This is a genomic window from Ornithinimicrobium humiphilum (assembly GCF_006716885.1).
GTDB lineage: Bacteria > Actinomycetota > Actinomycetes > Actinomycetales > Dermatophilaceae > Ornithinicoccus > Ornithinicoccus humiphilus.
This window is the reverse complement of the sequence record NZ_VFPU01000001.1, coordinates 1,638,260-1,660,095: the sequence shown is the minus strand read 5'-3', so window position 1 is coordinate 1,660,095 and position 21,836 is coordinate 1,638,260. Positions and strand designations below refer to the sequence as shown.

Genomic DNA, 21,836 nt, shown 5'->3' with positions numbered 1-21,836 from the left:
GTGGCGTCCGCCTACAACGGACCAGGTGGCCGCGGCTGTGGCGTGCAGCACGGGCCGACCCCGCGTGCCCCGCTCGAGTCCGGCCCTTGGGCGCCGCGCACCCACCCCACGACGAGCGCGGTGTTGGGCACGCTGCGCGCCCGAGGATCGGCGTGGACGCTCCGCACGAGACCCGCTGCGACAGTGCGGGAAGCCGCCACCGGGTGCCCCGACGAGGGTCGCCCAGGAGGCGATCTCCGGCGGAAGCCCGGGCAAGAGACCCGACGTCCTGGACAGACCACGCGACCCGTTCATGCGTCGATGGCCGACGGCTGGCCCTCCCGTACGTCGTCGAGCGCCCGGAGCAGTTCGGCCATCGTGCCCGGCGGTCGGACGGCGATCCTGGCCCAAGTACCGTCCAGCCCGGGGAAGGTGTCCGCGCGGCGTACTGCGACGCCGTGGGCGCGCAACGCTTCGCGAGTTCCGCAGCCCAAGCGCGCGAGCACGAAGGAGGTGCGTGAGTCCACGACCTCGTAGCCACGATGCTGCAGGGCTGCGACGAGCTCGGTGCGCCAGTGCTCGATCCGCTCCGCCCGACGCGCCGCTTCGGCCGCGGCCTCCCCGGTGGTGCAGGCAATGGCCGCGGCGATGGCCGGCGTGGAGACCGACCAGGGCACCTGCCTAGCGGCGAGCCCCGCGATGGCGCGCTCGTTCCCGAGCACGTAGCCGACCCGGATGCCTGGGATCGACCAGTGCTTGGTCAGGCTCCGCACGACCAGGAGGCCTCGCCGCCGGTCCTTCGAGAGGGACTGGCCCTGGTCGGCCACGGCGTCCATGAACGCCTCGTCCACAACGACGACGCGCTTGGGCCGGCGCAGCTTGAGGATCTCCTCGGCCGGGTGCATGACCCCGGTGGGGTTGGTCGGGTTGCCCACGAACACCAGGTCGGCATCCTCGGGGACTGCCGACGCGGCGAGGCGGAAGCCGTCCTCGGGACGGCAGCTGACGACCGCCACCTGGTGACCTGCGCGCTCGAGCGCGGCATGGGGCTCGGTGAACTGCGGATGCACCACAACAGGGTGCCGCCACGGCTTCCACCGGGCGATCAGCTCGAACGCCTCAGCCGCGCCGGCAGTCACGAGAACCTCGTCGGCGCGTCGGTGATGCAGGTTCGCGATGGCCCCGCGAGCCGGGGCCACGTCCGGGTACATGGTCGAGCGCTCAAGGCCGTCCCGCAACGCTGCCTCGAGCCACGCCGGACGCGGCTCCGGATGGACGTTCACCGCGAAGTCGAGCAGCCCACGTCCGGTCTCGACATCCCCGTGGTGGAGCAGCGGATCGACGAGGGCACGGTCCGGCTTCGGGCGAGACACGACGGTAGCCTGTGGGGCGGGAGCCACAACCGGCGTTGCCCTGGACGCCGCGTGCGCCAGCCGTTCGGCCATCGCCGGGTGCCCGGCCCAGTGGGTATGGAGGTAGGAGGCGTGGAGCGTGGGGGTGGCGACGCCCATGAGCTCGCCATCGACCTCCCAGGCCGGCGCCCACCCGCGGCTGGGGGCGGTCAGGGTGGTGCGGTGGAACTCGTGCCCGTGCACCCGTTCCCCGGCCCGCGTGAGCAGGTTGTCACCGGCCGCGACCGCCGTCGGGTAACGCAGGGTCAGACGCTTCGACATGACGGCACCGGTCCCGATCACCCCGGCCATGGTGGCCCCGTCCAGGTCGTCGAGAAGGTAGAGTAGTCCGGCGCACTCGGCGACCGTCGGCAACCCCGCCCTGACAGCGTCACGCACCTGGTGGAGCAGCGCCCGGTTCTGCGCCAGTTGCTGAACATGCACCTCGGGGAAGCCGCCGCCGAGCAGCAGCGCCTGAGTTCCGTCCGGGAGCCCTCGGTCACGCAGGGGGTCGAAAGGGACGACCGTGCAGCCGGCTGCCCGCAGCAGCTCCTCCGTCTCGGCGTACGCGAAGGTGAACGCTCGTCCGCCGGCAACGGCCACCACCGGAGACTCGCCCTCCACCCGGCGTACCTCGTGACACGGGTCCCACACCGCGTCGCTGAGGTCGGGGGCCCCGCGCGCCACATCGAGCACGGCGTCCAAGTCGACGTGGCGGGCCACCTGCTCGCCGAGGCGGGCGATCAGGTCGGCCGACTCAAACAGCTCCTCTGCCGGGACCAACCCGAGGTGGCGCGACGGCGATGAGATCGCGTCGTCGCGCGGGACGACACCGAGCACCGGCAGACGCAGGCTCCGCTCCACCTCGGCGACGTTGCGCGGCGAACCGGCCCGGTTGAGGATCACGCCGACCACCTCCACGCCCGGGTCGTAGGCGGCCATGCCCGTGACGACGGCTCCCACGGAGCGTGACATCCGGGCGATGTCCACAACGAGCACAACCGGGGTGCGGGTCAACTTCGCGACGTGGGCCGTCGACGCGAAACCGTCGGTCCCAATCCGGCCGTCGTGCAGCCCCATCACCCCTTCAACCACCGCGACCTCGGCGCCTCGGGCGCCGTGCAGCAGCAGCGGGGTGATGCGTTCCTCCCCCACCAGGTGCGGGTCAAGGTTGCGGCCGGGACGCCCGGTGGCGAGGGCGTGATAGCTGGGGTCGATGTAATCGGGCCCGACCTTGTGGCCCGACACCTCCAGGCCGCGGGCCCGCAGGGCAGCCATGAGGCCGGTGGAGATAGCGGTCTTGCCCTGGCCCGTCGACGGAGCTGCCAGCACAACGCGCGGCAGGGTGGTCAAGCCCGACGATCCCGGCTCGGACGTTGTGGGGTCGGCCACCGTTACCACTCGATTCCCCGTTGCCCCTTCTGGCCCACGTCCATGGGGTGCTTGACCTTGGCCATCTCGGTGACGAGATCGGCCACGTCGATCAACTCGGAGGCGGCACGGCGACCCGTGATCACGACATGCTGTCTTCCGGGACGGTCCCGCAGCGTGGCGACGACGTCGTCGAGATCTACCCAGCCCCAGGCGATCGGGTACGTGAACTCGTCAAGCACATACAGGTCGTGCGTCTCAGCTGCGAGGCGGCGCTTGATCTCCTGCCATCCTTCAGCTGAAGCCCGCGCGTGGTCCTCGGCGTCGCCCTGCTTCTTGGCCCAGGACCAGCCCGCCCCCATCTTGTGCCACTCGACCGGGCCGCCCTCCCCGGTCTCGTCATGGAGGCGACCGAGCCGTTCGAGGACGGTCTGCTCGCCGATGCGCCACTTCGCGGATTTCACGAACTGGAAGACCCCGATGTTCCAGCCCTGGTTCCACGCCCTGATAGAGAGGCCGAAGGCGGCGGTGGACTTCCCCTTGCCGTCGCCAGTGTGGACCATCAGGAGTGGGCGGTTGCGGCGCTGGCGGGTCGAAAGACCGTCATCAGGGACGGTGAGCGGTTGGCCCTGGGGCATCAGATGACCTCTTCTGTGACGTTGGCATCGGCGGCAGCCGCGAACGAGGCAACCTCTCCGATGACGGTGATGGCAGGCGGACCGACCTGTGCAGCCCGGACGGCGATGTCGGCAACGGACCCACTCACCACTTGCTGGTCCGGGTGACCCCCACGCGCGATGACCGCCGCCGGAGTGGCTGGGTCAAGCCCGTTGCGCAGGAGTGCCTCTGTGATCTCCGGCAGGGTGGCTACGCCCATGAGGACGATCAACGTGGTGCCGGAGCGAGCGAGGGCACCGTAGTCGAGAGTGGAAGCTGGGTGCCCAGGCGGCACGTGACCCGAGATGACGCTGAAGCCCTGGACGACTCCGCGGTGTGTGACCGGGATGCCGCCGAGCGCGGGGACGGCCACCGACGAGGTGACCCCGGGGATGACCCGCACCGGGACGGCCGCCTCGGTGCAGGCTAGGAACTCCTCCATCCCGCGGCCGAAGACAAACCCGTCGCCACCCTTGAGACGGACGACGCGGCGACCGCTTCGAGCATGCTCCACCAGGAGGTCGTTGATGCGTTCCTGCGGGGTAAAAGCTCCGCGCGGCAGCTTCGCGACGTCCACGACCAGCGCGTCGGGCCGGGCCCAGGCCAGCGCCTCCTTCGGTGCGAGGTGGTCGACCAGCAGGACGTCCGCCTGCTCGACGGCGGCCCGTCCGGCGACCGTCATCAAACCGGCATCGCCGGGACCACCACCGACCAGCGCGACGGTGCCGGGGAGCAAGGGGGCCAATGAGCCCATCACGCCACCCGCCCGTTCACGACGTCGACGAGCCCGGTCGCGCTGATCCGGGCCATGGGAACGTGCTCGGCCTGCAGGTGCGCGGAGAGCCTGCGCGCGAGCCCGAGCCGCAGCGGTCCCTCTTCGCAGTCGACGACGATGCTGGGTACCCGCATCACCGCAACGTGGGCGGCCGCCAACCGGGACCGGTCGACAGCGTCGGCCCCGGAGGTCGCACGGCCGTCCGTCACGACCACGAGCAGCGGCCGCAGCCGGTCGTCCCGGAGTCGCTCCCGACGAACGACGTCCGCCGCGGTGAGCAAACCCTCCGCCAGAGGGGTGCGCCCCCCTGCGGGGAGCTCGTCGAGCAGGGCTGCAGCCACCTCGACCGAGCCGGTCGGCGGCAACGTCACCTCCGCGTCAGTGCCGCGGAAGCTGATCATCGCCACCTTGTCCCGGCGTCGGTACGCATCGGTGAGCAACGACAGGATCGCGGTCTTCACCTGGACCATGCGGCGCCGGGCAGCCATCGAGCCGGAGGCGTCCACGCAGAACAGGAGCAGGTTGGCCTCACGCCCTTCGCGTACGGCGGTGCGCAGGTCGGAGGCATGCAGGACGAAGCGGCCCTCGGCCGACCCGGACGCATCGGTGGCGTGGCGCTCGGCAGCAGCACGCAAGGTCTCGACCAGGTGCAGAGCCCCCGCACCGCGGCCCGGTCCGGCTCCCACCCGGCGGCCCGTGGAACCCAGAGCCCGACTACGCCGTCCCGGCGTGCCCTGCCCGAGTCCCTCGACGGTGAAAAGGCGAGGCCGGTACGCGTCACCAGACTTCACCGCGCTGGAGACTCCGTCGCCGGTGGACTGTGGCCGCCGGGGCCTGGACTCCTGGGTGCTGTTGGAGGCTTCTTCGTGCGCGGTCTCTGGGCCCGCCTGCTCGGCCTCGTTCGCCCTCGGGTCCGTTCCCTCGTGGCCTCCCGGCTCGGGGACTGCAGGTGGATGGTCCTGACTGTCCGGTGTCTCGGCGGGGGTACTCGTAGGGTCCTGCGTCGGAGTGGGGCCGTCCGGCTCGGGTGGCTCGGGGAGCTCATCGTCCCCCAGGACCTCATCGAGCAGCCTCTCATCCAGGCCGGGGGCGTCGAACGGGTTGCGGCGACGGCGGTGCGGAAGTGCGAGCAGGGCCGCGGCGCGGATGTCTGCACGAGTGACGAACCGACGGCCGACCCACGCGGCGTGCGCCACGGCCGTACGGGCGGTGACGATGTCGGCCCGCAGGCCGTGCACCTCGAACGCGGCGCAGACCTCGGCGACCTTGAGCATCGCCGCATCCCCCAGGGTGACCTCCGCGACGCGCTCGCGAGCCAGCGCGATCCGCCGGGTGAGCTCGGCCTGACTGGCCGCGTACCGCGCGACGAAGCCCCCGGGGTCGCGGTCGAAGGCGAGCCGGCGCCGCACCACCTCGACGCGCAGCGAGGGATCGCGTGGGGCGGCTACCTCGACGGTGAGGCCGAAGCGGTCGAGCAGCTGCGGGCGGAGCTCCCCCTCCTCCGGATTCATCGTGCCGATCAGCACGAACCGGGCGCTGTGGCCGATCGAGACGCCGTCACGCTCGACCGTGACCTGACCAGTGGCGGCGGCGTCGAGCAGCAGGTCGACGAGGTGGTCGTGGAGCAGGTTGACCTCGTCGACGTACAGGACGCCGCGGTGCGCGCGAGCCAGGAGCCCAGGCTCGAACTCGACGGCGCCGGCAGTGAGCGCCTTCTCGAGGTTGAGCGAGCCGAGCACCCGGTCCTCCGTGGCGCCGACAGGCAGTTCCACCAGACGGACCGGACGGCTCACGACCGCACCGGAACTGTCAGGGAGGTCGGGCGAGGTCGCGGCCGGGTCGTGCGGGTCGGCGGAGAACCGGTCGCCGTCCCGGACGTCGATCCGAGGCAGCACCTCTGCCAGCCCGCGAACAGTCGTCGACTTGGCGGTGCCCTTCTCGCCGCGGACGAGGACGCCGCCGATCTCAGGACTGATCGCGGTCAGCACGAGGGCGAGGCCCATGCCGTCGAGACCGGAGGTGGTTGTGGGGTCGGGCTCGCACCCGACGACGGCAGAAAATGGGTACTTCAGTGGCACGTTGGAGGCTCCCGCTCGTTGGCCATGGATTGGCTCACGCGAGGCCGGTCTTCGGACTCGTCGAGTCACTCCTGGCGGAGTGCTCAACTCACCGCAGCGGGCCTGTGCCGGACTCTCACCGGCTTCCCAGATTCTCCCCGTTGCTCGTCCCCACCGTTTCCGATGGCTGGGGCGCGGGGGCACCTCACGTGTTGAGCTCACGATAGCCTCCCCACTCGTGGATGACTTGACCCCCCCTCCCCGTGAACACCTCGTGACTGTGGTCGGAGTGGGCGCCGACGGGTCGCTCGCGCCCACAGGCGAGGCAGTGCTGCGGAAGGCGGACGTGGTCCTGGGCGGTCGACGCCATCTAGAGCTCGTGGCTCCCGTATCAGGTCAGGAACGGCGTCCATGGCCCGCTCCCCTGGGACCTGCGCTGCCCGCCCTGATGGCGGAGCTGCGCGGACGCCAGGTGGTCGCGCTGGCGTCCGGCGACCCGATGCTCTCGGGCATCGGAACGACGCTTGTACGCGTTCTTGGAGCCGAGTCCGTCCACGTCCTCCCGTCCATCTCCTCCGTGGCTCTGGCACGCGCACGAATGCGCTGGCCAGCCGAGGAGTCGGTGGTTGTCACGCTGGTCGGACGACACGAGGCACGGGTGCTGCGGGAGATCGCTCCGGGGCGACGGATCCTGGTCCTGACGGCCGGGTCCCACACACCTTCGATCGTGGGCAGGCTGCTGACTGAGATGGGCCATCCGGACGCTGCCATCACCCTGCTCGGGAACCTCGGCAGCGATACCGAGTCGCGGCACACGAAGAACGCCCAGGAGTGGGCTGGGACGGCCGCCGACAACGTCCCCCCGCTGCACGTCCTGGCGATCGAGATCCCCGCGGACGCCTCGGCGTGGCGCTCGTCGTGGGTGGCAGGCTTGCCCGACGAAGCCTTTGAGCACGACGGGCAGCTCACCAAGCGCGACCTACGGGCATCAGCTCTGGCCCGTCTTTCCCCTGCGCCGGGCCAGCACCTCTGGGACGTCGGTGCAGGTGCCGGCTCGGTGGGCATCGAGTGGATGCGCGCACATCCCACGTGCCGGACGACCGCGGTAGAGGCAGAACCCGTACGCGCCGCCCGAGTGGCACGCAACGCGACGCGTCTCGGCGTGCCCGATCTCCGTGTGGTGGAAGGTCGCGCCCCTGACGCACTCGGAGGTCTCGAGCCTCCGCACGCGATCTTCATCGGTGGCGGGGCCACGCGCACCGGCGTCCTCGACGCATGCCTGGCTGCGCTGCGTCCGGGCGGACGCCTCGTCGTGCACGGTGTGACGCTCGAGACGGAGTGGCTTCTCGCCGAAGCCTACCGGACGCACGGCGGCGAGCTCACCCGCCTCGCCCTCGAGACGACGCACCCGGTCGGCTCATTCACGGGCTGGACGCCGCTGCGGACCGTGACGCAGTGGTGCCTGCGCCTTTGAACCCGTAGGGCGGCGTCACGCGACGACCATGGTCTACAAGGGTCGCTTCGTGAACCTGGACCGCTCACGGCTGTACAGGTATGACTCCCCTCCTGCGCGGGCGGGCGCCTCAGCCAGCGCGCGTCCGACCAGGATGACAGCCGCCTGGCGCATCCCGGCCGCCTCCACCTGATCGGCAATGGTGCCGACGATCCCGCGCAACACCAACTCCTCCGGCTGGCTGGCCCGGTACACGACCACCACTGGGCAGTCCCCACCGACGACCGGTTCGAGCTCGGCCATCAGGTTCCGGGTCCGGGTGATCGCCAGGTGCAACACCAGGGTTGCGCCGGTGGCGGCGAACCGGGACAGCGACTCCCCATCTCCCATCGGAGTAGACCGTGCCTGCGTCCGGGTCAGCACCACCGATTGCGTCACCAGCGGCACCGTCAGCTCGCGGCCCACCCGAGCGGCCGCCGCCGAATAGGCCGGGACGCCGGGCGTGACCTGCCAGTTGACCCCGGCAGCGTCCAGTCGGCTCGTCTGCTCGTGCAGGGCGGAGTACAGGGACGGATCTCCAGAGGTGAGGCGCACGACCTGGCGGCCGGCGTTGAAGCCGTCGACGAGGTGCCTGGTGATCTGGTCGAGGTCCAGGTCCTGGGTGTCCACCAACGTGGCCTGCGGGCCGCAGTGGACAAGCACCTCGGGATCCAGGTAGGTCCCCGGGTAGAGCACGAGGTCCGCCTCGGCGAGCAGCCGCGTCGCCCGCACGGTCAACAGATCGGCAGCTCCTGGGCCGGCTCCCACGAAGTGGACGGTCATCGCACGAACCTCGGCGTCCAGACGCCCGCCGAGGAGACACGGGTCGATGAGGCACCCACGATCAGCAGGCACTTCATGTCGATGGTGATGGGATCGAGCTCGCCCAGGGTCGTCACCGTGAGTGCCTCCTCGGCACGTCCGACGTCGCGGCCCACCACGACGACCGTCTCCGGGCTCTTGTGCTCCAGCAGTACTTGCTTGGCCGTGGTGACCTGCTCGGTACGACTCCGCGACGCCGGGTTGTAGATCGCAAGGACGAGGTCCGCCTCGGCGACTGCCCGAAGCCTCTTCTCGACGACTTCCCACGACTTGAGGCGGTCCGAGAGGCTCATCACCGCGAAGTCGCCCCCGACAGGGGCGCCGGCCCGGGCGGCCACGGCCTGCACTGCGCTCACGCCGGGGAGCACCCGGACCCGCACGTCTGCGTACGCCGGATCCTCGGCCGCCTCGAACACTGCAGCGGCCATGCCGAAGACACCGGCGTCGCCACCCGAGACAACCGCCACCTTCGCGCCGCGCTTCGCGAGGTCCAGGGCAAACGTTGCGCGGTCCAGCTCGACGGTGTTGCCCGAGGCGTGGCGGGTCAGCCCCTCGCGCTGCGGCACCCGGTTCACGTACGGCGCATACCCCACGACGTGGTCGACCTCTGCCAGCGCCGCGCTCACCTCGTGCGTCAGCCAGCCATCTGGCCCGGGGCCGAGCCCCAAGACGAGCAGGTCGGCCGGCTCGACCTTGTCGGCTGATGCAGCGACCGCCGTCTGTCCGCTCGTCTCGCGGGAACGCCGTCCGTTCAGGCTGTCTCCGGTGACCACGATCAGAGAGAAGTACGGAACTGATGCTTCGTCTACCTCGGTCACCGGGACCCAGCGTTGCTCCGGCATCGACGCCCGCTCCACGTACAGGGCGTGCTCAAGGCGACCAGCAGCGGTCAGCGCGCGACGTACGGCGGGGAACGTCCGTCCCAGCTTCATGATGATCGCGCCGTCGGTGTCGGCCAGCCGCCGCGCGAGCTCGGGCTCGGGCAGCGTGCCGGGCAACACGGTGAGCACATCGGTCTGACGGACCAGCGGACTCGCGGTCGAGGCGGTGGCCGCCAGGAAGGCAGGAACGCCGGGCACGATCTCGGTCGGGAAGTTGTCGGCGAGGCGGTCGTGCATGTACATGTACGAGCCGTAGAAGAGTGGGTCGCCCTCCGAGAGGAGGACGACGTTGCGACCAGCCAGGAGGTGGACGGCTAGGCGATCGGCTGACTCCTCGTAGAATTCCGCAAGCACCCCGGCGTACCCGCCCGGGTGGTCGGTCGTGCCGGTGGTGACCGGGTAGATCAGCTCCTCCTCCAGGACCTCGGCCGGGAAGAGGTCGGCGGCGATGCGGCGCGCGTTGGACTGCTTACCCCGCGCCGCGTGGTAGGCAATGACGTCGGCCTCCCCGATCAGGCGCGCTGCCTTGCGGGTGATCAGTTCGGGGTCCCCGGGTCCGACGCCGACGCCGGCGAAGTGGCCGATGGCCAAGCTGGACGTGCTCATTCCTGCTCCTGGGCAAGTGCGTTGAGGGCCGACGATGTCATGGCGGATCCACCTCGGCGGCCGCGCACCGTGACGAACGGGATGTCGATGCCGTGGTCGACGCGGAAGTCCTCGAGGGCCTGCTTCGACTCGGCGGCACCGATGAATCCCACCGGGCAGCCGACGATCGCCGCAGGGCGCGGGGCGCCGTCCACCAACATCTCCAGCAGGTGGAAGAGGGCGGTCGGTGCATTCCCGATGGCGACCACCGAGCCCTCGAGGTACGGCTCCCAGAACGAGATCGCCGCCGCGGTGCGGGTGGTTCCCCACTCTTCCGCCAGGGCAGGCACCTCAGGGTGGTTGAGGGTGCAGACTACTTCGTTCTCCGCGGGGAGCCGGCTGCGCGTCACGCCTTTCACCACCATCGTCGCGTCGCAGAGTATGGGCGCCCCCACCTCGAGGGCGGCGCGGGCCGCCGGGACGAGGTCTGGGTGGATCACGAGGTCATCGACCAGATCCACCTGTCCGCTGCCGTGGATCATCCGCACAGCGACCTTCTCGGCGCTCTCAGGCACCCGGGAGAGGTCGGCCTCGCGTCGAATCGTGGCGAACGAGTCGTGGTAGATGGCCGCGCCGCGGTCGATGTATGGGTAGTGGCGGTTCGGACGCCGGGGAAGGTGGGTGGCAGAGCAGCTCACAGAGTCTCCTGAGGGACGAGAACGCCACGCCAAGGGGTGACGACGAGGGCCGGTGCCGCCGCGCACAGGCGTTCCACGGCCGGACGGTCGAGACCGTCCTCCGGTACGGGCACGTGCTGTCCGCCGGGGACAGTTCCGTATGGAAGAGGTGGTGAGGGGTGCGGCAACAGGCCGGACGCGGCCACAGGTCCGACCAACGGCACCGGGAGCTCGTGGACGTGCCAGGGAGCACGCGGTCCGCCACCGCGTGCGTCGAGGAACCTGAGGGCCAGGCCGACGAGCCGTTCCTCCACTCCCACGAGTGGAAGCACCGGACCCCAGCCGGTGCCGATCCGTAGCTGTCCTGCCTCGGGACCGAGTGCCACGAGGCCGAGGTCGCACGTGCGGTCGAGGAGGTCGCCGCGGCCGTCGTCGAGCACGAACAGGAAGCGGCCGGGCAGGGCCCCGAGCGCCGGCTCGGCCAGGAGAGCCGCGTCAAGCGCCCGTACGACAGGACGCAGGTCGGCGCGGCCGCCGAAGAGTCCCGTCTGGGGGGATGCCATGACGTTGCGCGCCAGGTCGTGGGTTCGGCTAGGCAGCAGGCCGGTGTCCTCGATGGCCGCGAGCGCGGGCTGGGCGAGCTGTGTGGTGCCGGGCTTGGCTGGAAGACCCCGAACCTGCAGATTCGTCCGCGTCGTCACGTGCACATGGCCGTCGCCGTACCGCTCGGCCACGGCCACCAGGGCCAGCAACGCGTCCGCACTGACGTTGCCGCCAGGGAGGCGCAACCGGACCAGGAGTCCGTCATCAGCAGGCCAGGGGCGCAGAGCGCCTGGGCAGCGGTCGGGACGTGACCGAGTCACCGTAGATCACCACGTTTCGAGTCCGGGTCCGTACGCGTGACCCATCAAGACCCGACGACGGTTGTCGTCAGGGCCAGCAGGTCTTCGGACTTAGATCATCCGGGCGCGGACGCCTTCCCAGGATCCGCAGACCCAGTGGCTGCCGTCGCCGGCGTGTCCGTCCCGTCCCCTCACCGCTGCGCGTCAGTTCCGGATTCTCACCGGATTCCCTTGACTCCATGTGCGAGTGCGACTGGCTGATCGTGATGATACCGCGCAGACACGACGTCCGCCTGGCCCCCCCTGGAATCAGCACACCGACAGTGAACGGCCCCAGTTGAGACTGCTGCATCAGGAGTGCCCGATGAACGGTGTGAGTAGCGCTTCCAAGGTCGTCGGTCCTGCGTCATGGGCATGCGGTCGGCGATGAGCTCGCTGCCATCAGGACACCTCAACTGCGCGCAGGCGGCGCACGGTCGGCGCGGGTGCGGGTTGGTGTTCAACCTGGCTGGTGCTGGCGGCAGCACGCCGTTGGGGCAGCGGTTGCGGGCGGTCTCGACAGCGAGGGTGACGGCCTCCTGGACGAACCCGGATCGGTTGCTGGGCTTGCCGACCTGATCGAGGTCCTGGCGGACCGCTTCGTCGACGAGCTCGAGGGTGCTGGTGCGCAGTGGGCTCATGCGGCTGCGCCCCTGGCCCTCACCGAGGCACCGTCGCTGTGGCGGGCTGAGGCTCACCGTGGCCCGCCCTCGCGGGCCGCGGTGGGCGTACTCCTCGAGCGAGCGGTGCAGCCACTGGTCGAAGGTGGCCGGCGCCCTCGGGTCGTAGCGAAGGTCGGCCGCCTATGCAGCACTTGCCTGGTCCCACAGCTCGGGATCCCAGTAAGGGACTGCTGCGGGCCGTTTCTGTTGGCCGCGGTTGTGGTGCGTATCGCCCCGCTTATGGTCCGGATATCGTCCGGACCGCGGGAACGACAAAGCCCCTGACCGCGTTTCCGCTGGTCAGGGGCTGTCTCCTGCTGGTGGGCGATACTGGGTTTGAACCAGTGACCTCTTCCGTGTCAAGGAAGCCTGCGCCAAACGACGAGAACATGCTCTGACCTGCGACGATACCAGACCACCCCCTCGCTGTGTCTACACCTAGGGTTTGTAGACATCTCTCCCTTTTTGCCCTCTTTTGCCCTTTTTTCGACGTGTGGGACTTTGTCTACGCCGGATCCGTAGACATGAGATCGGGCCGCCGAAGGCATCCGAAGGTTGACGGTTTTCCGGCCGTTTTGCTCTCGCTGGACCCCTCGCTTCAGCTCTACTTCGGCCCGCTGGGTCGGTAGGTCGCGGCAGAATGCGCCACACCCGACAGGTAGTCGCGGCCGACCACGGCCTCGCTACGACAGAGGAGACCAGATGGGAAAGGCACAGCGCATCCGTCGCCAACGCGAGGCCGAAGCAGCCGAACGCGAAAGGCTGATCGAGGAGCACCTCCAGCTCCGGGCAGACAGGGAGGGCGACCCACGCTTCTCTGCCCTGACGAGGCACGCCGACGGGTCGGCGACCGTGACGATGACCGACGAGCTGGCCGAGGCTGGTCGTCACCAGATCGTCCTCTTCGAGGAGCGGTTCGGTCGGCCGCCCGGCCCGGACGACCCGCTCCTGTTCGACCCCGACCAGGACGAGCCGGCCCCGCTGGACCCTGACAAGTTCCTCGCCGAGGTGGAACGTGCCAGCGCCCGGGCCGGGATGCCCGAGGTGGGCGCCGCGGTGCGCGAGCTCGGCTACATCGTGAGCGAGCAGAACCGGCACCACTTCTCGGTCGCCGAACTGGACGCCTGGGACGAGGCCATCGACCGCCACCGCAAGCTGGCCAGCTAGCCCGGGCGGGCAACGCGAGAGGGGCACGACGCGCGCGCGTCGTGCCCCTCTTCGTGGAACGGGTCAGGCGGCAGCCCAGAAGCCCGCCATGTTGTCCCGCGCGTGACCGAGGTCGGCCGTGCGCAGGTGGGTGTAGACAGCCTGGGTCAGTCGGCTGTCCTCGTGGCCCGCCATCGCAGCGATCTGCATGTCGGTGAGGCCGGAGGCCATCGCCCACGAGGTAATCGCGCTGTGACGGAGCCAGTGCGGGCTGACCCTGTGTCCCTCGAACCGGAGGTCCCCGAGCCCGGCCGCCTCGACGGCCGGCGCGAACTTACGACGGCGGAAGGTGTCCATGTTGAGGCGCCCACCGCGGGGTCCCGTGAACACGAAGTCGCTGCTCGTGAGCCCCCGGCCCTTGATGTGCTGCCGCAGGGAGGCGACCGTGGCGGGCTGCAGCATGGGCACGGTCCGGTAGCCCGCCGACGTCTTCGGCGGGCCGATCGTCCCGGCCTTCGTCAGAGACTGCTCGACCGTCACCGACGCGCGTCCGAGGTCCAGGTGTCGGACCTGGAGCGCTCCGAGCTCACCGATGCGCAGGCCGGTGTCCACCTGGACCTGGCACATGAGCCGCCACCACGGGTCCATGCAGTCGAGGAACCGTCCGACCTGCTCGACCAGGAGGCTCTTGCCCTGCCCCTGGTCGCGGTGGGCGCGCCGCCGGGGGCGGGACGGCAGGCCCCTGGCCGGGTTGCCCGGGATGATGCGGTCGGCCACCGCCTGGTCGAGCGCCTGGGCGAGGACGCGGCCGAGGATCTTGTCGACGGTCTCGCGCGCCTTCTTCTTGTCCAGGTCGTTCCGCAGTGCCCGGACGTCGAACATGGTGATCTCGACGAGCGCCATGTGCCCGACGTTGGGGACGATGTGGTTACGGCTGAGGGACTCGTAGCACTTGTACGTCTCCTCGGTGACGGAGCCCCTGATGACCGTGAGCCACTTCGTCATCCACTCCTCGAGGGTGAGGGCGTCAGGGTTCTTCTTGACCTTCTTCTTCAGGGCGCGCTCGGCGGCGTGGAGCTGCTCGCGCTTCTTGAGCAGCTTGTCCCTGACCGCGTACGCGGTGTGCACGTCGTAGACGGTCACCGACTCCGGCTTCCCGTTCTCCATGCGGGGGATGTAGACGAGGTAGCTGACGCCGTCCTTGTTGGTGGTCTCCTTGATGTATGGCGCCACCGTCCTGCGGGTGCTCGCCATCTCAGACGTCCTCATTCGATGCCGAGTTCGGCCAGGCTGCGAGCGGGGCGACCGACGCGCCCCTTCCTGCCGTTTCCACCGGGCAGCCCCGAGCCGGGGATGGGCACCGGCGCGCCGATGGAGGCCAGGTACGTGGCGACCTGGTCGTGGGTGAACCGGACCCGGCCCGCGGCCTTGAAGTACGAGATGCGGCCCTTCGAGGTGAGCTTGTAGATGTACCACTTCGAGCAGCCGAGGTATTCGGCGAGCTCTTCGACCCCGAAGTGGACAGGGAGTTGGGCGGCGCCAGGAGGTGCGGCGGGGATGGTGGGAGTTGGTGCCTCAGACATGCCGCCGGTGGTGTGGCGGGGAGGACGGCAAAGTGCACGGCTTGCCGTCGGACGGTGCTGGCCGGTCTACCTGTGGTGAGGGTGATGGTGCTCATGCACCACACCATTGACCCATCGGGAGGCAGGTGTGGCGGAGGTGTGGCGGGGTGTCGCAGGTGTGGTGCAGACGACTTTCCGACCGGCCGGATTCGCCTATGCCACACCGCCCTTCGATCCCCGGCATCCGGTGCCCGAGGTCGTCTCGGGAGCCGGCCCCTGGCTCATGCCCTCTCGACCGGGGTGCGCCCCCGTTGCCGCGCCACACCCGCAGCGCATGACCCACTACGTCGTCCCGGCCGACGCCATCGAAGACGTCCAGGGCCGCACTCCCCCGCGCCCGGCGCACCCGGACGCACCCCGCACCTGGTGGGCCGGCGGGTGGATCGTCTCCACACCGCTGACCGACCTGACCGACCCGGAGTGGTTGGCAGCGGCCCCCGGTCTGGCCGAGCAACCCGTCGAGGTGCTCGTGCAGGTGGTTCTCGGGGGCGTCGGGTCCGATGCGCGGCACGTCGACGAGCTGCACCACCTGATCGTCCTGTCGGCCCCGGGCCTGCCCGGGGCCGACAGGACCGGCCCGTTCCGTGCCGTGGTGCGCCTGGGCGACCTGCTGGTCGAGTGGGACGCCGAGACCGCCGACGGGTTCGCCCGGGAGCGGCGCCGGTGGATGCGGGAGCACGGCGTCGCCCGGGTCATCGAGAACACCGACGTCCAGGCCCGGCACCCGTGGCCGGACGACGCGAAGGTGCAGGGCGGCGGGAACGGTCTGGTGATCACGCGCGACCCGGACCGCCCGACCTACCGCACCACGTTCGTGCGAGGCGTTCGTCGCCGAGCCGCGCACGTTCATCCGCGGCGAGGGCGCGACGGTGCCCGAGGCCGAGGACGCCGCCTGGGCGCAGCTGGAGGCCATCCGGTCCTGCCCCACCGGTCACTCGACGTTCGAGACCCGCGGCTACCGCAACGGCCTCGGCTTCTGCACCGACTGGGGCATGTCGCGGTCGGGGGCGTTCGACGTCCGGGAGGTCGGCCATCCGTGCTCGGTGTGCGGGGTCGGCTGCTTCTACTCCCAGCGCGGCGAGGAGTGGTTCTGCGAGGAGCACGCCCCGGCGCGTGACGAGGAGGACCTGTTCGGCCAGGAGGGGTGACCCGGCAGGTCAGTCCCCGATGTCCTTGAGCCGTTCCTCGGCGCGGCGCGCGAGCTTCGAGAAGGACATCCCGGCAACGCCGGCGATGGCCTCGACCTGGGCGATCGTCGGGGACCGGTGGCACTTCTCGATGTTCGACAGGGTGTTGACGTGCAGGCCCGCCGCGGCGGCCATATCCGCCTGCGTCATTCCGGGCTCGATCCGGACCAGCTTCACCTGTAGCGCGATGGAACGGGTCAGCGGGGTGTGCGGCCTGGCCGGCGCACCCCTTGACGGCGTCCTCTCGGTCATCCGGTGAGGCTACAGGCGAGCCGGCCGGTCACCAGAGATGGACTGCGGGCACAGGCTGCCCGTCATGCCCGGCGCCACCAGCGCCTGGTGCGGCGCCTGCGGCGGCACCGTGTTCGTCGTCGCCGCCTGACGAAGGCCCGCCGGAGCCGATCCGGCACCCATTCCTCCATAGCTCAGTCGGCAGAGCACTCGGCTGTTAACCGAGGTGTCGCAGGTTCGAGCCCTGCTGGAGGAGCCCGTGGATCCGTAGCTCAGATGGCAGAGCGCCTGCTCGACGCGCAGGTGGTCGCAGGTTCGAGCCCTGCCGGACCCACTCCCTGATCGCGTAGCTCAGTCGGCAGAGCGCCTCGTTCACACCGAGGAGGCCGCAGGTTCGAGCCCTGCCGCGATCACGCAGGCCCCGGTGGCGGAACTGGCAGACGCGCACGGCTCAGACCCGTGTGCCCGCACGGGCGTGCCGGTTCGACTCCGGCCCGGGGTACCGAGGTGACGCACGCAGCGTCGCCGACATGGTGGACGTAGCTCAGTCGGCAGAGCGCCTGGTTGTGATCCAGGAGGTCGCGGGTTCGAGCCCCGTCGTTCACCCCGATCCCGTAGCTCAGCAGGTCAGAGCGCCTCCCTGATAAGGAGGAGGTCGCTGGTTCAAATCCAGCCGGGATCACCGCGCCGTAGCTCAGGCGGAAGAGCACCGCCCTCATAAGGCGTGGGGTCGCTGGTTCGAGCCCAGCCGGCGCGACCAGCCCCCGTGGCGCAGCTGGAGAGCGCAGCGGGCTTCTACCCCGCCGGTCGCAGGTTCGATCCCTGCCGGGGGCGCCGCACAGTGGCCCAGGACGTGACCGACGTGAACGCCGCAGCCCGCGCCGCCCGCGAGGCCCACCGTGACCCGCGGGGAAGGTTCGGGACCCAACCGGCGACCGAGGCGGACATCGACCTCGCCCAGGACGACCAGACCGACTGGCGGCACGTTCGCGTCGTCGTCATGGGCCGGTCCTTCACCCTCGGCGACGTCCCCGGCGGCCGGCTCTACCACGGCACGGCCCGCCCCCTGACGCCCGGCGAGGAGCTGCGCCCCGGCGCCTCCCCCGCCAACCACGCCCAGTCCGCGCACGACGCCGTCTCCCTCACCTCCGACCCCGCCGTCGCCAACTTCTGGGCCCGCCAGGCCGCCCAGGCCCAGGGGCTCGACCCCGACCAGGCCGTCGTCCTGGAGGTCGAACCAGTCGGCGACGTCACCCCCTGGCGGACCTGCCTGGCCGACCAGGGCCGCTCCTTCGACCTCCTGGAGGCCCGGGCCCCCTCGGCGCGCGTCCTCGGCCCCCGCACAGTGCAACCGGCATGACCCAGATCAGCGATGTCGCACAGGCCTCCCGCGAGGCGCACCGCGCCCCCGACGGCCGCTTCGGTGTCCAGCCCGCGACCGAGGCGACCGCGGTCACCCTGGGCGAGCCGCCCATCGACGACACCACCGCCATGCGCGAGCTGCAGGACACCCTGAACCGCATCGCCCGGGACCTCGGCACCGCCGACGACTGGAGCCCCGACCAGATCGACCAGCTCGCCGCCGCGCTCCGGGACTACGACACCGCCACCGTCGATCGGGAGCGGTTCGCCGGCACCCAGGTCGACCCCGACAGCCGGCTCGGCAGCACCCGCGACCTGCTCGTCGGTGTCGGCTTCTCCGGCGACGCCGTCACCGTCCACGACGACCACGTCACCATCCAGCCGGCCAACGGGTTCCACGGCCTGGCCATCGAGGTGTTCGCCGACGAGGGGCATTCCGGGCAGACCTGGTACACCGCCGAGCGGGTCTCCTGGTCGATGGACCGCGACGGCCAGTCCGAGGACACCCGCACCACCATCTGCTACGGCACCGACGACGTCGCCCTGATGATGTCGAAGGTGTCCGAGGAGGCCGCCAGCCTCGACGACGACGGCCACGGCGGCAGCGCCTGGCCCGTCTTCCAGGACGACATCCACGCCGGCCCGACCCCGGACCCCGACCCGTGGGGCATCCACCGGGCCCCGGCCGGCGACCAGCAGTACGACCCGCCGCCGTTCTGAGCCGGGCACGCCACACCCGGTCAGCTCGTCGGGGCGCCGTGCCCCGGCCGAGCCCGAGGAGGACCATGTCGCACGTCACCGACCTGAAGGAGCTGCTGGGGATCGACCCCGACAGCCCCGAGCAGCAGCGCGCCGACCGCATCATCAACGCCCAGGGCGACCTGCGCCGCGACCTGGCCGCGGTCCGTGAGGCCGCCGGCGTCACCGTGCAGGACGTGAGCGACCGCACCGGCTGGTCCAAGGGCGTGGTGCTCGGCATCGAGAACGGTACGGTCGACCCGTCGCTGTCGATGATGCGTCGCTACTGCCACGCGGTCGGCTGCATCGTCACCTACACCGTCGTCCCGCCGGCCACGTAACCCGCCGGCCGGGGCGGCCCGGTCAGGAGGTCGCCGGGAACATCGTCACCTTCACCTTGATGACCTGGCTGACGAGGTTGCTCGGCGGCAGCCAGTGGTCGGTGAAGGCGTGCGGGGTCGAGCAGGACTCGCACAGGTAGGTCGAGCCGTCCCGCTCCACGGCGATCTCGGTGTCCTGACCGGTCGGGTACATCCTCGACTCGGTCAGGAAGCCGACGGCCTCGACGTAGCCGCGGTCGAGGAGCTTCAGACCGGCGACGCCCTCGACGACGAGGTGGGCGGTCCGGGCCGTGGAGTGGTCGACGTCCGCCGCGCCGGTCGCGGTGTAGGCCTTGATGACGATCGTGTCGTCGCGGTGCTCGACCGCGGCACGCCCCAGCCGCAGCAGGTGGGCATCGGAGCCGGGGCCGCCGCCGGGAGAGAAGGACCGGTCGAGCGCGACGTCGACGTGGTAGAACTCGTCCGGGGTGCCCGGCTGGTAGGCGTAGACCTTGGCCAGCCTGGGCAGGAACAGGCGTGCCCCGTCCCAGCCGCGGTAGGCGTACCCGGCCTGCAGCGCCCACGTCAGCTGCTCGTCGGTGAGGTCGAGCTGCCCCGGGTCGACGACCTTGTCGGCGTAGGGGCGCTCCTCGACGGCGACGGAGCCGAGCTTGGCGAAGATCTCCCTGGCCTGCTCGTCGGTGGGGTTGAACGGCACGGGCTCGGACTGAATGGTCATGGGGTCTCGGTGTGGCGCCATGGCCCCATGCGTCCCTGGTTCGTCAGCAGCGCTGGACCGTGAGGTTCACAAGAGTGACGAGCCGCGCGGCAGGCCCGAGGCGATCGAACGGGCTCCACCGCTCGGTGAGTCCCAGGCCAAGCGCAAGCCTCAGCGGCCCAACTTCCACAGCACGCGAATGCCGAGGTAGGCGATGAACCCAAAGAAGGCCAGTGTGGCCGCCGAAGCCAGGGCGAAGATCCAGGTGTTCGTGGGTGTCATTTCCCTCTCCTTCACTCGACGATAACGGACCAGGCACTGCCGTCGACCAGCAGATCGTGCCTGACGTTGCGGTAGACCGGCAATCCCACGGCCTTGCATCTCCAGCTGTGGATAGCCTGGGCCGGGACTGCTCCATCGTCATACTTGCGGTTGATGTACAGCGAAGGACTATCGCCGCCCCCCGTGCCGCACTGCTCGCGGTTGGCGAACACCTTGTCGATCCGGCCGCGTCCCGTCTTGACCGAGTAGTCCGCGTAGAAGGTGCCCGACACGATTGTGGGCCCGGCGTTCTGGTCGAACACCTTGCAGTTGGCCCGTCGGATCCAGCCGTCCTTGTTCGACAGCGCCTGACAGTCCGAGACCCGCATCGATTCGACCATGCCTCCGGACGCGAACCCGCCGAGGTCGGCGTAGGAGTCATCGGACGTCGCCTCAGAGATGTCCAGCTGAAGTCCACCCTCCAGCGTGACCCAGTCGTTAGTGCCGTCATCAGGCGCATGTTGCACCACGTTGGTACTCACTGACCCGTCGGGCTCGACGGACACTGTCACGGAGTATGCGTCGTTGGATCCTGACACCATCCCCTTTCGACTGGCCGCATGACCGCTCAAGCTGGACCGGAACTGGCTTATCTCCGCCTTCGACGCAGCTTGGTCTGGGAGTTCGGCCCGTTGGGACGAACTGACGGACTCCTGCGCTGTCGTCGCCGTCAGTGGAGGCGCCAGGACCATCGCAACACCCAGCGGCGCCGCGAGAAATGTCTTCATCGTCTTCATCTCAACCCCCGCTTCGAATCGCCCCCCATTGGGCGATAAGTGCGAAGGTAGCAGTGCGGGAGACGTCGGCGTCGGAATCTCGAAGATACATACCAAACCTTTACTGAGAGGCCCTTCACCGCGACCTCCCCGCCCTGGAAGGCGCCGCCCCGCGGCCGCCGACCGGCCGCCCGTCAGGGGGCCTCGTCGTCCCACTCCCCCGTGCACGCCATGCAGACCCGGCGCATGTTCGGGCTGGCCTTGTCCTCCAGCGGCTCCCCGCAGTCCTTGCAGGGTGTCTCCTCGACGGTGAGGAGGCTGGCGTGGCCGTCCATGTCGACCTTCGCGACCGGCATGGCGTTCGGTGCGCGCCACGGCAGGAGCGGCTGCTCGGTCGGCTGCCGCCACGCGGTCGGGGCGAACATCGCCAGGCGGCCGGTGGGCTCGACGGCGATGAAGAGACCGTCGCGGGCCTCGGGCCGCCTGACCGTGTGCAGGATCTCGAGGTAGTCGCGGGCCGAGGCCACGGCCCGGTCCAAAGACTCCTGGTCGACGTCGGCCGGGTAGGTGAGACCGGCCTCGTCGGGGTCGAGCGTGATGCCGCGCGGCGTCTGCGCCTCGGCGTCGGTGCGGGTCAGGTACTGGTCCAGCTCGCTGCTGAAGCGGGTGCGGCCGTCGAAGTCCTCCTCCTCCAGCGCGTCTTGGAGCTCCTGCACGCCGGAGCGAGGCTGCACGTGGTCGCGAAGGTGCTCCGGCAGCTGGGAGGCGGGGTCGAGCAGGCGCTGGCGTGCCTGGGCGATGAGCTTCTCGGCGTCCTCGGCCTTGGCGTCCTCGAACGACATCTCCCAGGAGAGCTGGACGTCCATGACGGGGCCGTCGTCGCCGGGGGTGCGGGAGACCTTCGCGTCGTACTCCTCGGCGACGAACGCCTCGATGCGGTGCCAGCGGCGGTCCAGGTACTCCGGGTCCTGGGCGTGCTCCTCCGGGATGGCCGCGCCGAGGAAGAGCGTCGGGCCCTGGACGGTCACGACCTGGCCCCAGCGGTCGGCACGGACGCTGGCCTCCCCGAACAGGTGCTCGCCGGGGGCGGCGGGTCCGGCGAGGTCCACGTCGGCCTCGCTGCAGGGCTTGGTCGTGAACCGGCCGCCCTCACCGCGGGGGTGCTTCGTCTCGTCGAACTGCTGGGTCGTCGCGCTCATGCAGGACCTACTGTGCGGTTGCCGCCGGCGCCACACCTCAGACCAC

General features: G+C 70.3%; 20 protein-coding genes, 8 tRNA genes and 2 riboswitches. Of the genes, 14 read left to right on the top strand and 14 right to left on the bottom strand.

From position 1 onward, the window contains the following. Window positions 1–290 precede the first annotated feature (290 nt). From FB476_RS07660 to FB476_RS07645, 4 genes are read right to left on the bottom strand one after another with little or no spacing between them, the layout of a single operon-like run. Window positions 291–2,723, bottom strand: coding sequence for a bifunctional hydrogenobyrinic acid a,c-diamide synthase/histidinol phosphate aminotransferase CobBC (locus FB476_RS07660; protein ID WP_170233570.1), 2,433 nt, complete (start codon window positions 2,721–2,723; stop codon window positions 291–293). 41 nt (window positions 2,724–2,764) lie between these two features. Continuing rightward, entirely contained in the window at window positions 2,765–3,379 is a 615-nt protein-coding gene (gene cobO / locus FB476_RS07655; RefSeq protein ID WP_141818239.1) for a cob(I)yrinic acid a,c-diamide adenosyltransferase, read from the bottom strand. Next, on the bottom strand, window positions 3,379–4,134 hold the full coding sequence (gene cobA, locus FB476_RS07650; protein WP_238329606.1) for a uroporphyrinogen-III C-methyltransferase: 756 nt from the start codon (window positions 4,132–4,134) through the stop codon (window positions 3,379–3,381). The genes cobO and cobA overlap by 1 nt, the downstream gene beginning before the upstream one ends. Window positions 4,135–4,151: 17 nt before the next feature. Continuing rightward, complete coding sequence (locus FB476_RS07645) at window positions 4,152–6,251, bottom strand: VWA domain-containing protein (RefSeq protein ID WP_337678341.1); 2,100 nt, start codon at window positions 6,249–6,251, stop codon at window positions 4,152–4,154. A gap of 25 nt (window positions 6,252–6,276) precedes the next feature. Further along, window positions 6,277–6,451: riboswitch (cobalamin riboswitch) on the bottom strand. 17 nt (window positions 6,452–6,468) lie between these two features. Between FB476_RS07645 and cbiE the strand changes: the two genes are divergently transcribed. Further along, window positions 6,469–7,704, top strand: a complete 1,236-nt coding sequence (gene cbiE, locus FB476_RS07640; RefSeq protein ID WP_141818238.1) for a precorrin-6y C5,15-methyltransferase (decarboxylating) subunit CbiE — start codon at window positions 6,469–6,471, stop codon at window positions 7,702–7,704. Window positions 7,705–7,737: 33 nt separating this feature from the next. On the opposite strand, the gene FB476_RS07635 is transcribed toward cbiE, so the two are convergent. Genes FB476_RS07635 through FB476_RS07620 form a run of 4 tightly spaced genes read right to left on the bottom strand, consistent with a single transcriptional unit; the run spans window position 7,738 to window position 11,550 of the window. Then, the gene (locus FB476_RS07635) at window positions 7,738–8,505 is read right to left on the bottom strand and encodes a cobalt-precorrin-4/precorrin-4 C(11)-methyltransferase (protein WP_141818237.1); all 768 of its coding nucleotides are present in this window, start codon (window positions 8,503–8,505) and stop codon (window positions 7,738–7,740) included. After that, entirely contained in the window at window positions 8,502–10,031 is a 1,530-nt protein-coding gene (locus tag FB476_RS07630; protein ID WP_141818236.1) for a precorrin-2 C(20)-methyltransferase, read from the bottom strand. Before FB476_RS07630 ends, FB476_RS07635 begins: the two co-directional genes overlap by 4 nt. Continuing rightward, window positions 10,028–10,708, bottom strand: a complete 681-nt coding sequence (locus FB476_RS07625) for a precorrin-8X methylmutase (protein WP_141818235.1) — start codon at window positions 10,706–10,708, stop codon at window positions 10,028–10,030. Before FB476_RS07625 ends, FB476_RS07630 begins: the two co-directional genes overlap by 4 nt. Next, complete coding sequence (locus FB476_RS07620) at window positions 10,705–11,550, bottom strand: nitrite reductase (protein WP_141818234.1); 846 nt, start codon at window positions 11,548–11,550, stop codon at window positions 10,705–10,707. Before FB476_RS07620 ends, FB476_RS07625 begins: the two co-directional genes overlap by 4 nt. Before the next feature lie 58 nt (window positions 11,551–11,608). Continuing rightward, a riboswitch (cobalamin riboswitch) is annotated at window positions 11,609–11,801 on the bottom strand. A 1,281-nt stretch (window positions 11,802–13,082) separates the two neighbouring features. Between FB476_RS07620 and FB476_RS07610 the strand changes: the two genes are divergently transcribed. Further along, the gene (locus FB476_RS07610) at window positions 13,083–13,397 is read left to right on the top strand and encodes a hypothetical protein (protein ID WP_141818233.1); all 315 of its coding nucleotides are present in this window, start codon (window positions 13,083–13,085) and stop codon (window positions 13,395–13,397) included. 63 nt (window positions 13,398–13,460) lie between these two features. Here the strand turns inward: FB476_RS07610 and FB476_RS17115 are convergent, their stop codons facing one another. Both FB476_RS17115 and FB476_RS07600 read right to left on the bottom strand, forming a co-directional pair. Then, window positions 13,461–14,630: a tyrosine-type recombinase/integrase gene (locus FB476_RS17115; protein WP_170233569.1), complete on the bottom strand. Its 1,170-nt coding sequence runs from the start codon at window positions 14,628–14,630 to the stop codon at window positions 13,461–13,463. 11 nt (window positions 14,631–14,641) lie between these two features. Then, complete coding sequence (locus FB476_RS07600; RefSeq protein ID WP_141818231.1) at window positions 14,642–14,959, bottom strand: excisionase family DNA-binding protein; 318 nt, start codon at window positions 14,957–14,959, stop codon at window positions 14,642–14,644. Between the two features lie 908 nt (window positions 14,960–15,867). On the opposite strand from FB476_RS07600, the gene FB476_RS07595 reads away from it, so the two are divergent. After that, complete coding sequence (locus tag FB476_RS07595; protein ID WP_141818230.1) at window positions 15,868–16,146, top strand: hypothetical protein; 279 nt, start codon at window positions 15,868–15,870, stop codon at window positions 16,144–16,146. Window positions 16,147–16,155: 9 nt separating this feature from the next. Here FB476_RS07595 and FB476_RS07590 read toward each other — a convergent pair whose 3' ends face one another. Continuing rightward, window positions 16,156–16,437 (bottom strand): helix-turn-helix domain-containing protein, encoded by a 282-nt coding sequence (locus FB476_RS07590; protein WP_141818229.1) that lies wholly within the window; start codon window positions 16,435–16,437, stop codon window positions 16,156–16,158. Window positions 16,438–16,599: 162 nt separating this feature from the next. Here FB476_RS07590 and FB476_RS07585 point away from each other — a divergent pair. From FB476_RS07585 to FB476_RS07535, 11 genes are all read left to right on the top strand, one after another. Next, window positions 16,600–16,672, top strand: a tRNA-Asn gene (locus FB476_RS07585). Between the two features lie 5 nt (window positions 16,673–16,677). Beyond that, a tRNA-Val gene (locus tag FB476_RS07580) sits at window positions 16,678–16,750 on the top strand. 6 nt (window positions 16,751–16,756) lie between these two features. Beyond that, window positions 16,757–16,829 (top strand) — tRNA-Val (locus tag FB476_RS07575). Between the two features lie 5 nt (window positions 16,830–16,834). Next, window positions 16,835–16,918 (top strand) — tRNA-Leu (locus tag FB476_RS07570). A 31-nt stretch (window positions 16,919–16,949) separates the two neighbouring features. Continuing rightward, window positions 16,950–17,022: transfer RNA gene (locus tag FB476_RS07565), tRNA-His, on the top strand. Between the two features lie 2 nt (window positions 17,023–17,024). After that, a tRNA-Ile gene (locus tag FB476_RS07560) sits at window positions 17,025–17,098 on the top strand. Between the two features lies 1 nt (window position 17,099). Then, window positions 17,100–17,176 (top strand) — tRNA-Ile (locus FB476_RS07555). Next, window positions 17,177–17,250 (top strand) — tRNA-Arg (locus FB476_RS07550). A 19-nt stretch (window positions 17,251–17,269) separates the two neighbouring features. Continuing rightward, window positions 17,270–17,776, top strand: a complete 507-nt coding sequence (locus FB476_RS07545) for a hypothetical protein (RefSeq protein ID WP_141818228.1) — start codon at window positions 17,270–17,272, stop codon at window positions 17,774–17,776. Next, window positions 17,773–18,498 carry a hypothetical protein gene (locus FB476_RS07540; protein ID WP_141818227.1) on the top strand — a complete coding sequence of 242 codons (726 nt, stop codon included), beginning with the start codon at window positions 17,773–17,775 and terminating at the stop codon, window positions 18,496–18,498. The genes FB476_RS07545 and FB476_RS07540 overlap by 4 nt, the downstream gene beginning before the upstream one ends. A 65-nt stretch (window positions 18,499–18,563) precedes the next feature. Continuing rightward, window positions 18,564–18,857 carry a helix-turn-helix domain-containing protein gene (locus FB476_RS07535; protein WP_141818226.1) on the top strand — a complete coding sequence of 98 codons (294 nt, stop codon included), beginning with the start codon at window positions 18,564–18,566 and terminating at the stop codon, window positions 18,855–18,857. Between the two features lie 22 nt (window positions 18,858–18,879). Here FB476_RS07535 and FB476_RS07530 read toward each other — a convergent pair whose 3' ends face one another. From FB476_RS07530 to FB476_RS07520, 3 genes are all read right to left on the bottom strand, one after another. Beyond that, window positions 18,880–19,575: a hypothetical protein gene (locus FB476_RS07530; protein ID WP_141818225.1), complete on the bottom strand. Its 696-nt coding sequence runs from the start codon at window positions 19,573–19,575 to the stop codon at window positions 18,880–18,882. A gap of 272 nt (window positions 19,576–19,847) precedes the next feature. Then, complete coding sequence (locus FB476_RS07525; RefSeq protein ID WP_141818224.1) at window positions 19,848–20,612, bottom strand: hypothetical protein; 765 nt, start codon at window positions 20,610–20,612, stop codon at window positions 19,848–19,850. A 173-nt stretch (window positions 20,613–20,785) separates the two neighbouring features. Next, window positions 20,786–21,790, bottom strand: a complete 1,005-nt coding sequence (locus tag FB476_RS07520) for a hypothetical protein (RefSeq protein WP_141818223.1) — start codon at window positions 21,788–21,790, stop codon at window positions 20,786–20,788. Window positions 21,791–21,836: the final 46 nt, after the last annotated feature.

What these genes read in the sequence shown, in the direction of transcription:
- cobO (WP_141818239.1), bottom strand. Translation starts at nt 3,379, where the DNA reads ATGCCCCAGGGCCAACCGCTCACCGTCCCTGATGACGGTCTTTCGACC.
- FB476_RS07635 (WP_141818237.1), bottom strand. Translation starts at nt 8,505, where the DNA reads ATGACCGTCCACTTCGTGGGAGCCGGCCCAGGAGCTGCCGATCTGTTG.
- FB476_RS07630 (WP_141818236.1), bottom strand. Translation starts at nt 10,031, where the DNA reads ATGAGCACGTCCAGCTTGGCCATCGGCCACTTCGCCGGCGTCGGCGTC.
- FB476_RS17115 (WP_170233569.1), bottom strand. Translation starts at nt 14,630, where the DNA reads ATGGCGAGCACCCGCAGGACGGTGGCGCCATACATCAAGGAGACCACC.
- FB476_RS07600 (WP_141818231.1), bottom strand. Translation starts at nt 14,959, where the DNA reads ATGTCTGAGGCACCAACTCCCACCATCCCCGCCGCACCTCCTGGCGCC.
- FB476_RS07590 (WP_141818229.1), bottom strand. Translation starts at nt 16,437, where the DNA reads ATGACCGAGAGGACGCCGTCAAGGGGTGCGCCGGCCAGGCCGCACACC.
- FB476_RS07540 (WP_141818227.1), top strand. Translation starts at nt 17,773, where the DNA reads ATGACCCAGATCAGCGATGTCGCACAGGCCTCCCGCGAGGCGCACCGC.
- FB476_RS07535 (WP_141818226.1), top strand. Translation starts at nt 18,564, where the DNA reads ATGTCGCACGTCACCGACCTGAAGGAGCTGCTGGGGATCGACCCCGAC.
- FB476_RS07530 (WP_141818225.1), bottom strand. Translation starts at nt 19,575, where the DNA reads ATGACCATTCAGTCCGAGCCCGTGCCGTTCAACCCCACCGACGAGCAG.
- FB476_RS07525 (WP_141818224.1), bottom strand. Translation starts at nt 20,612, where the DNA reads ATGAAGACGATGAAGACATTTCTCGCGGCGCCGCTGGGTGTTGCGATG.
- FB476_RS07520 (WP_141818223.1), bottom strand. Translation starts at nt 21,790, where the DNA reads ATGAGCGCGACGACCCAGCAGTTCGACGAGACGAAGCACCCCCGCGGT.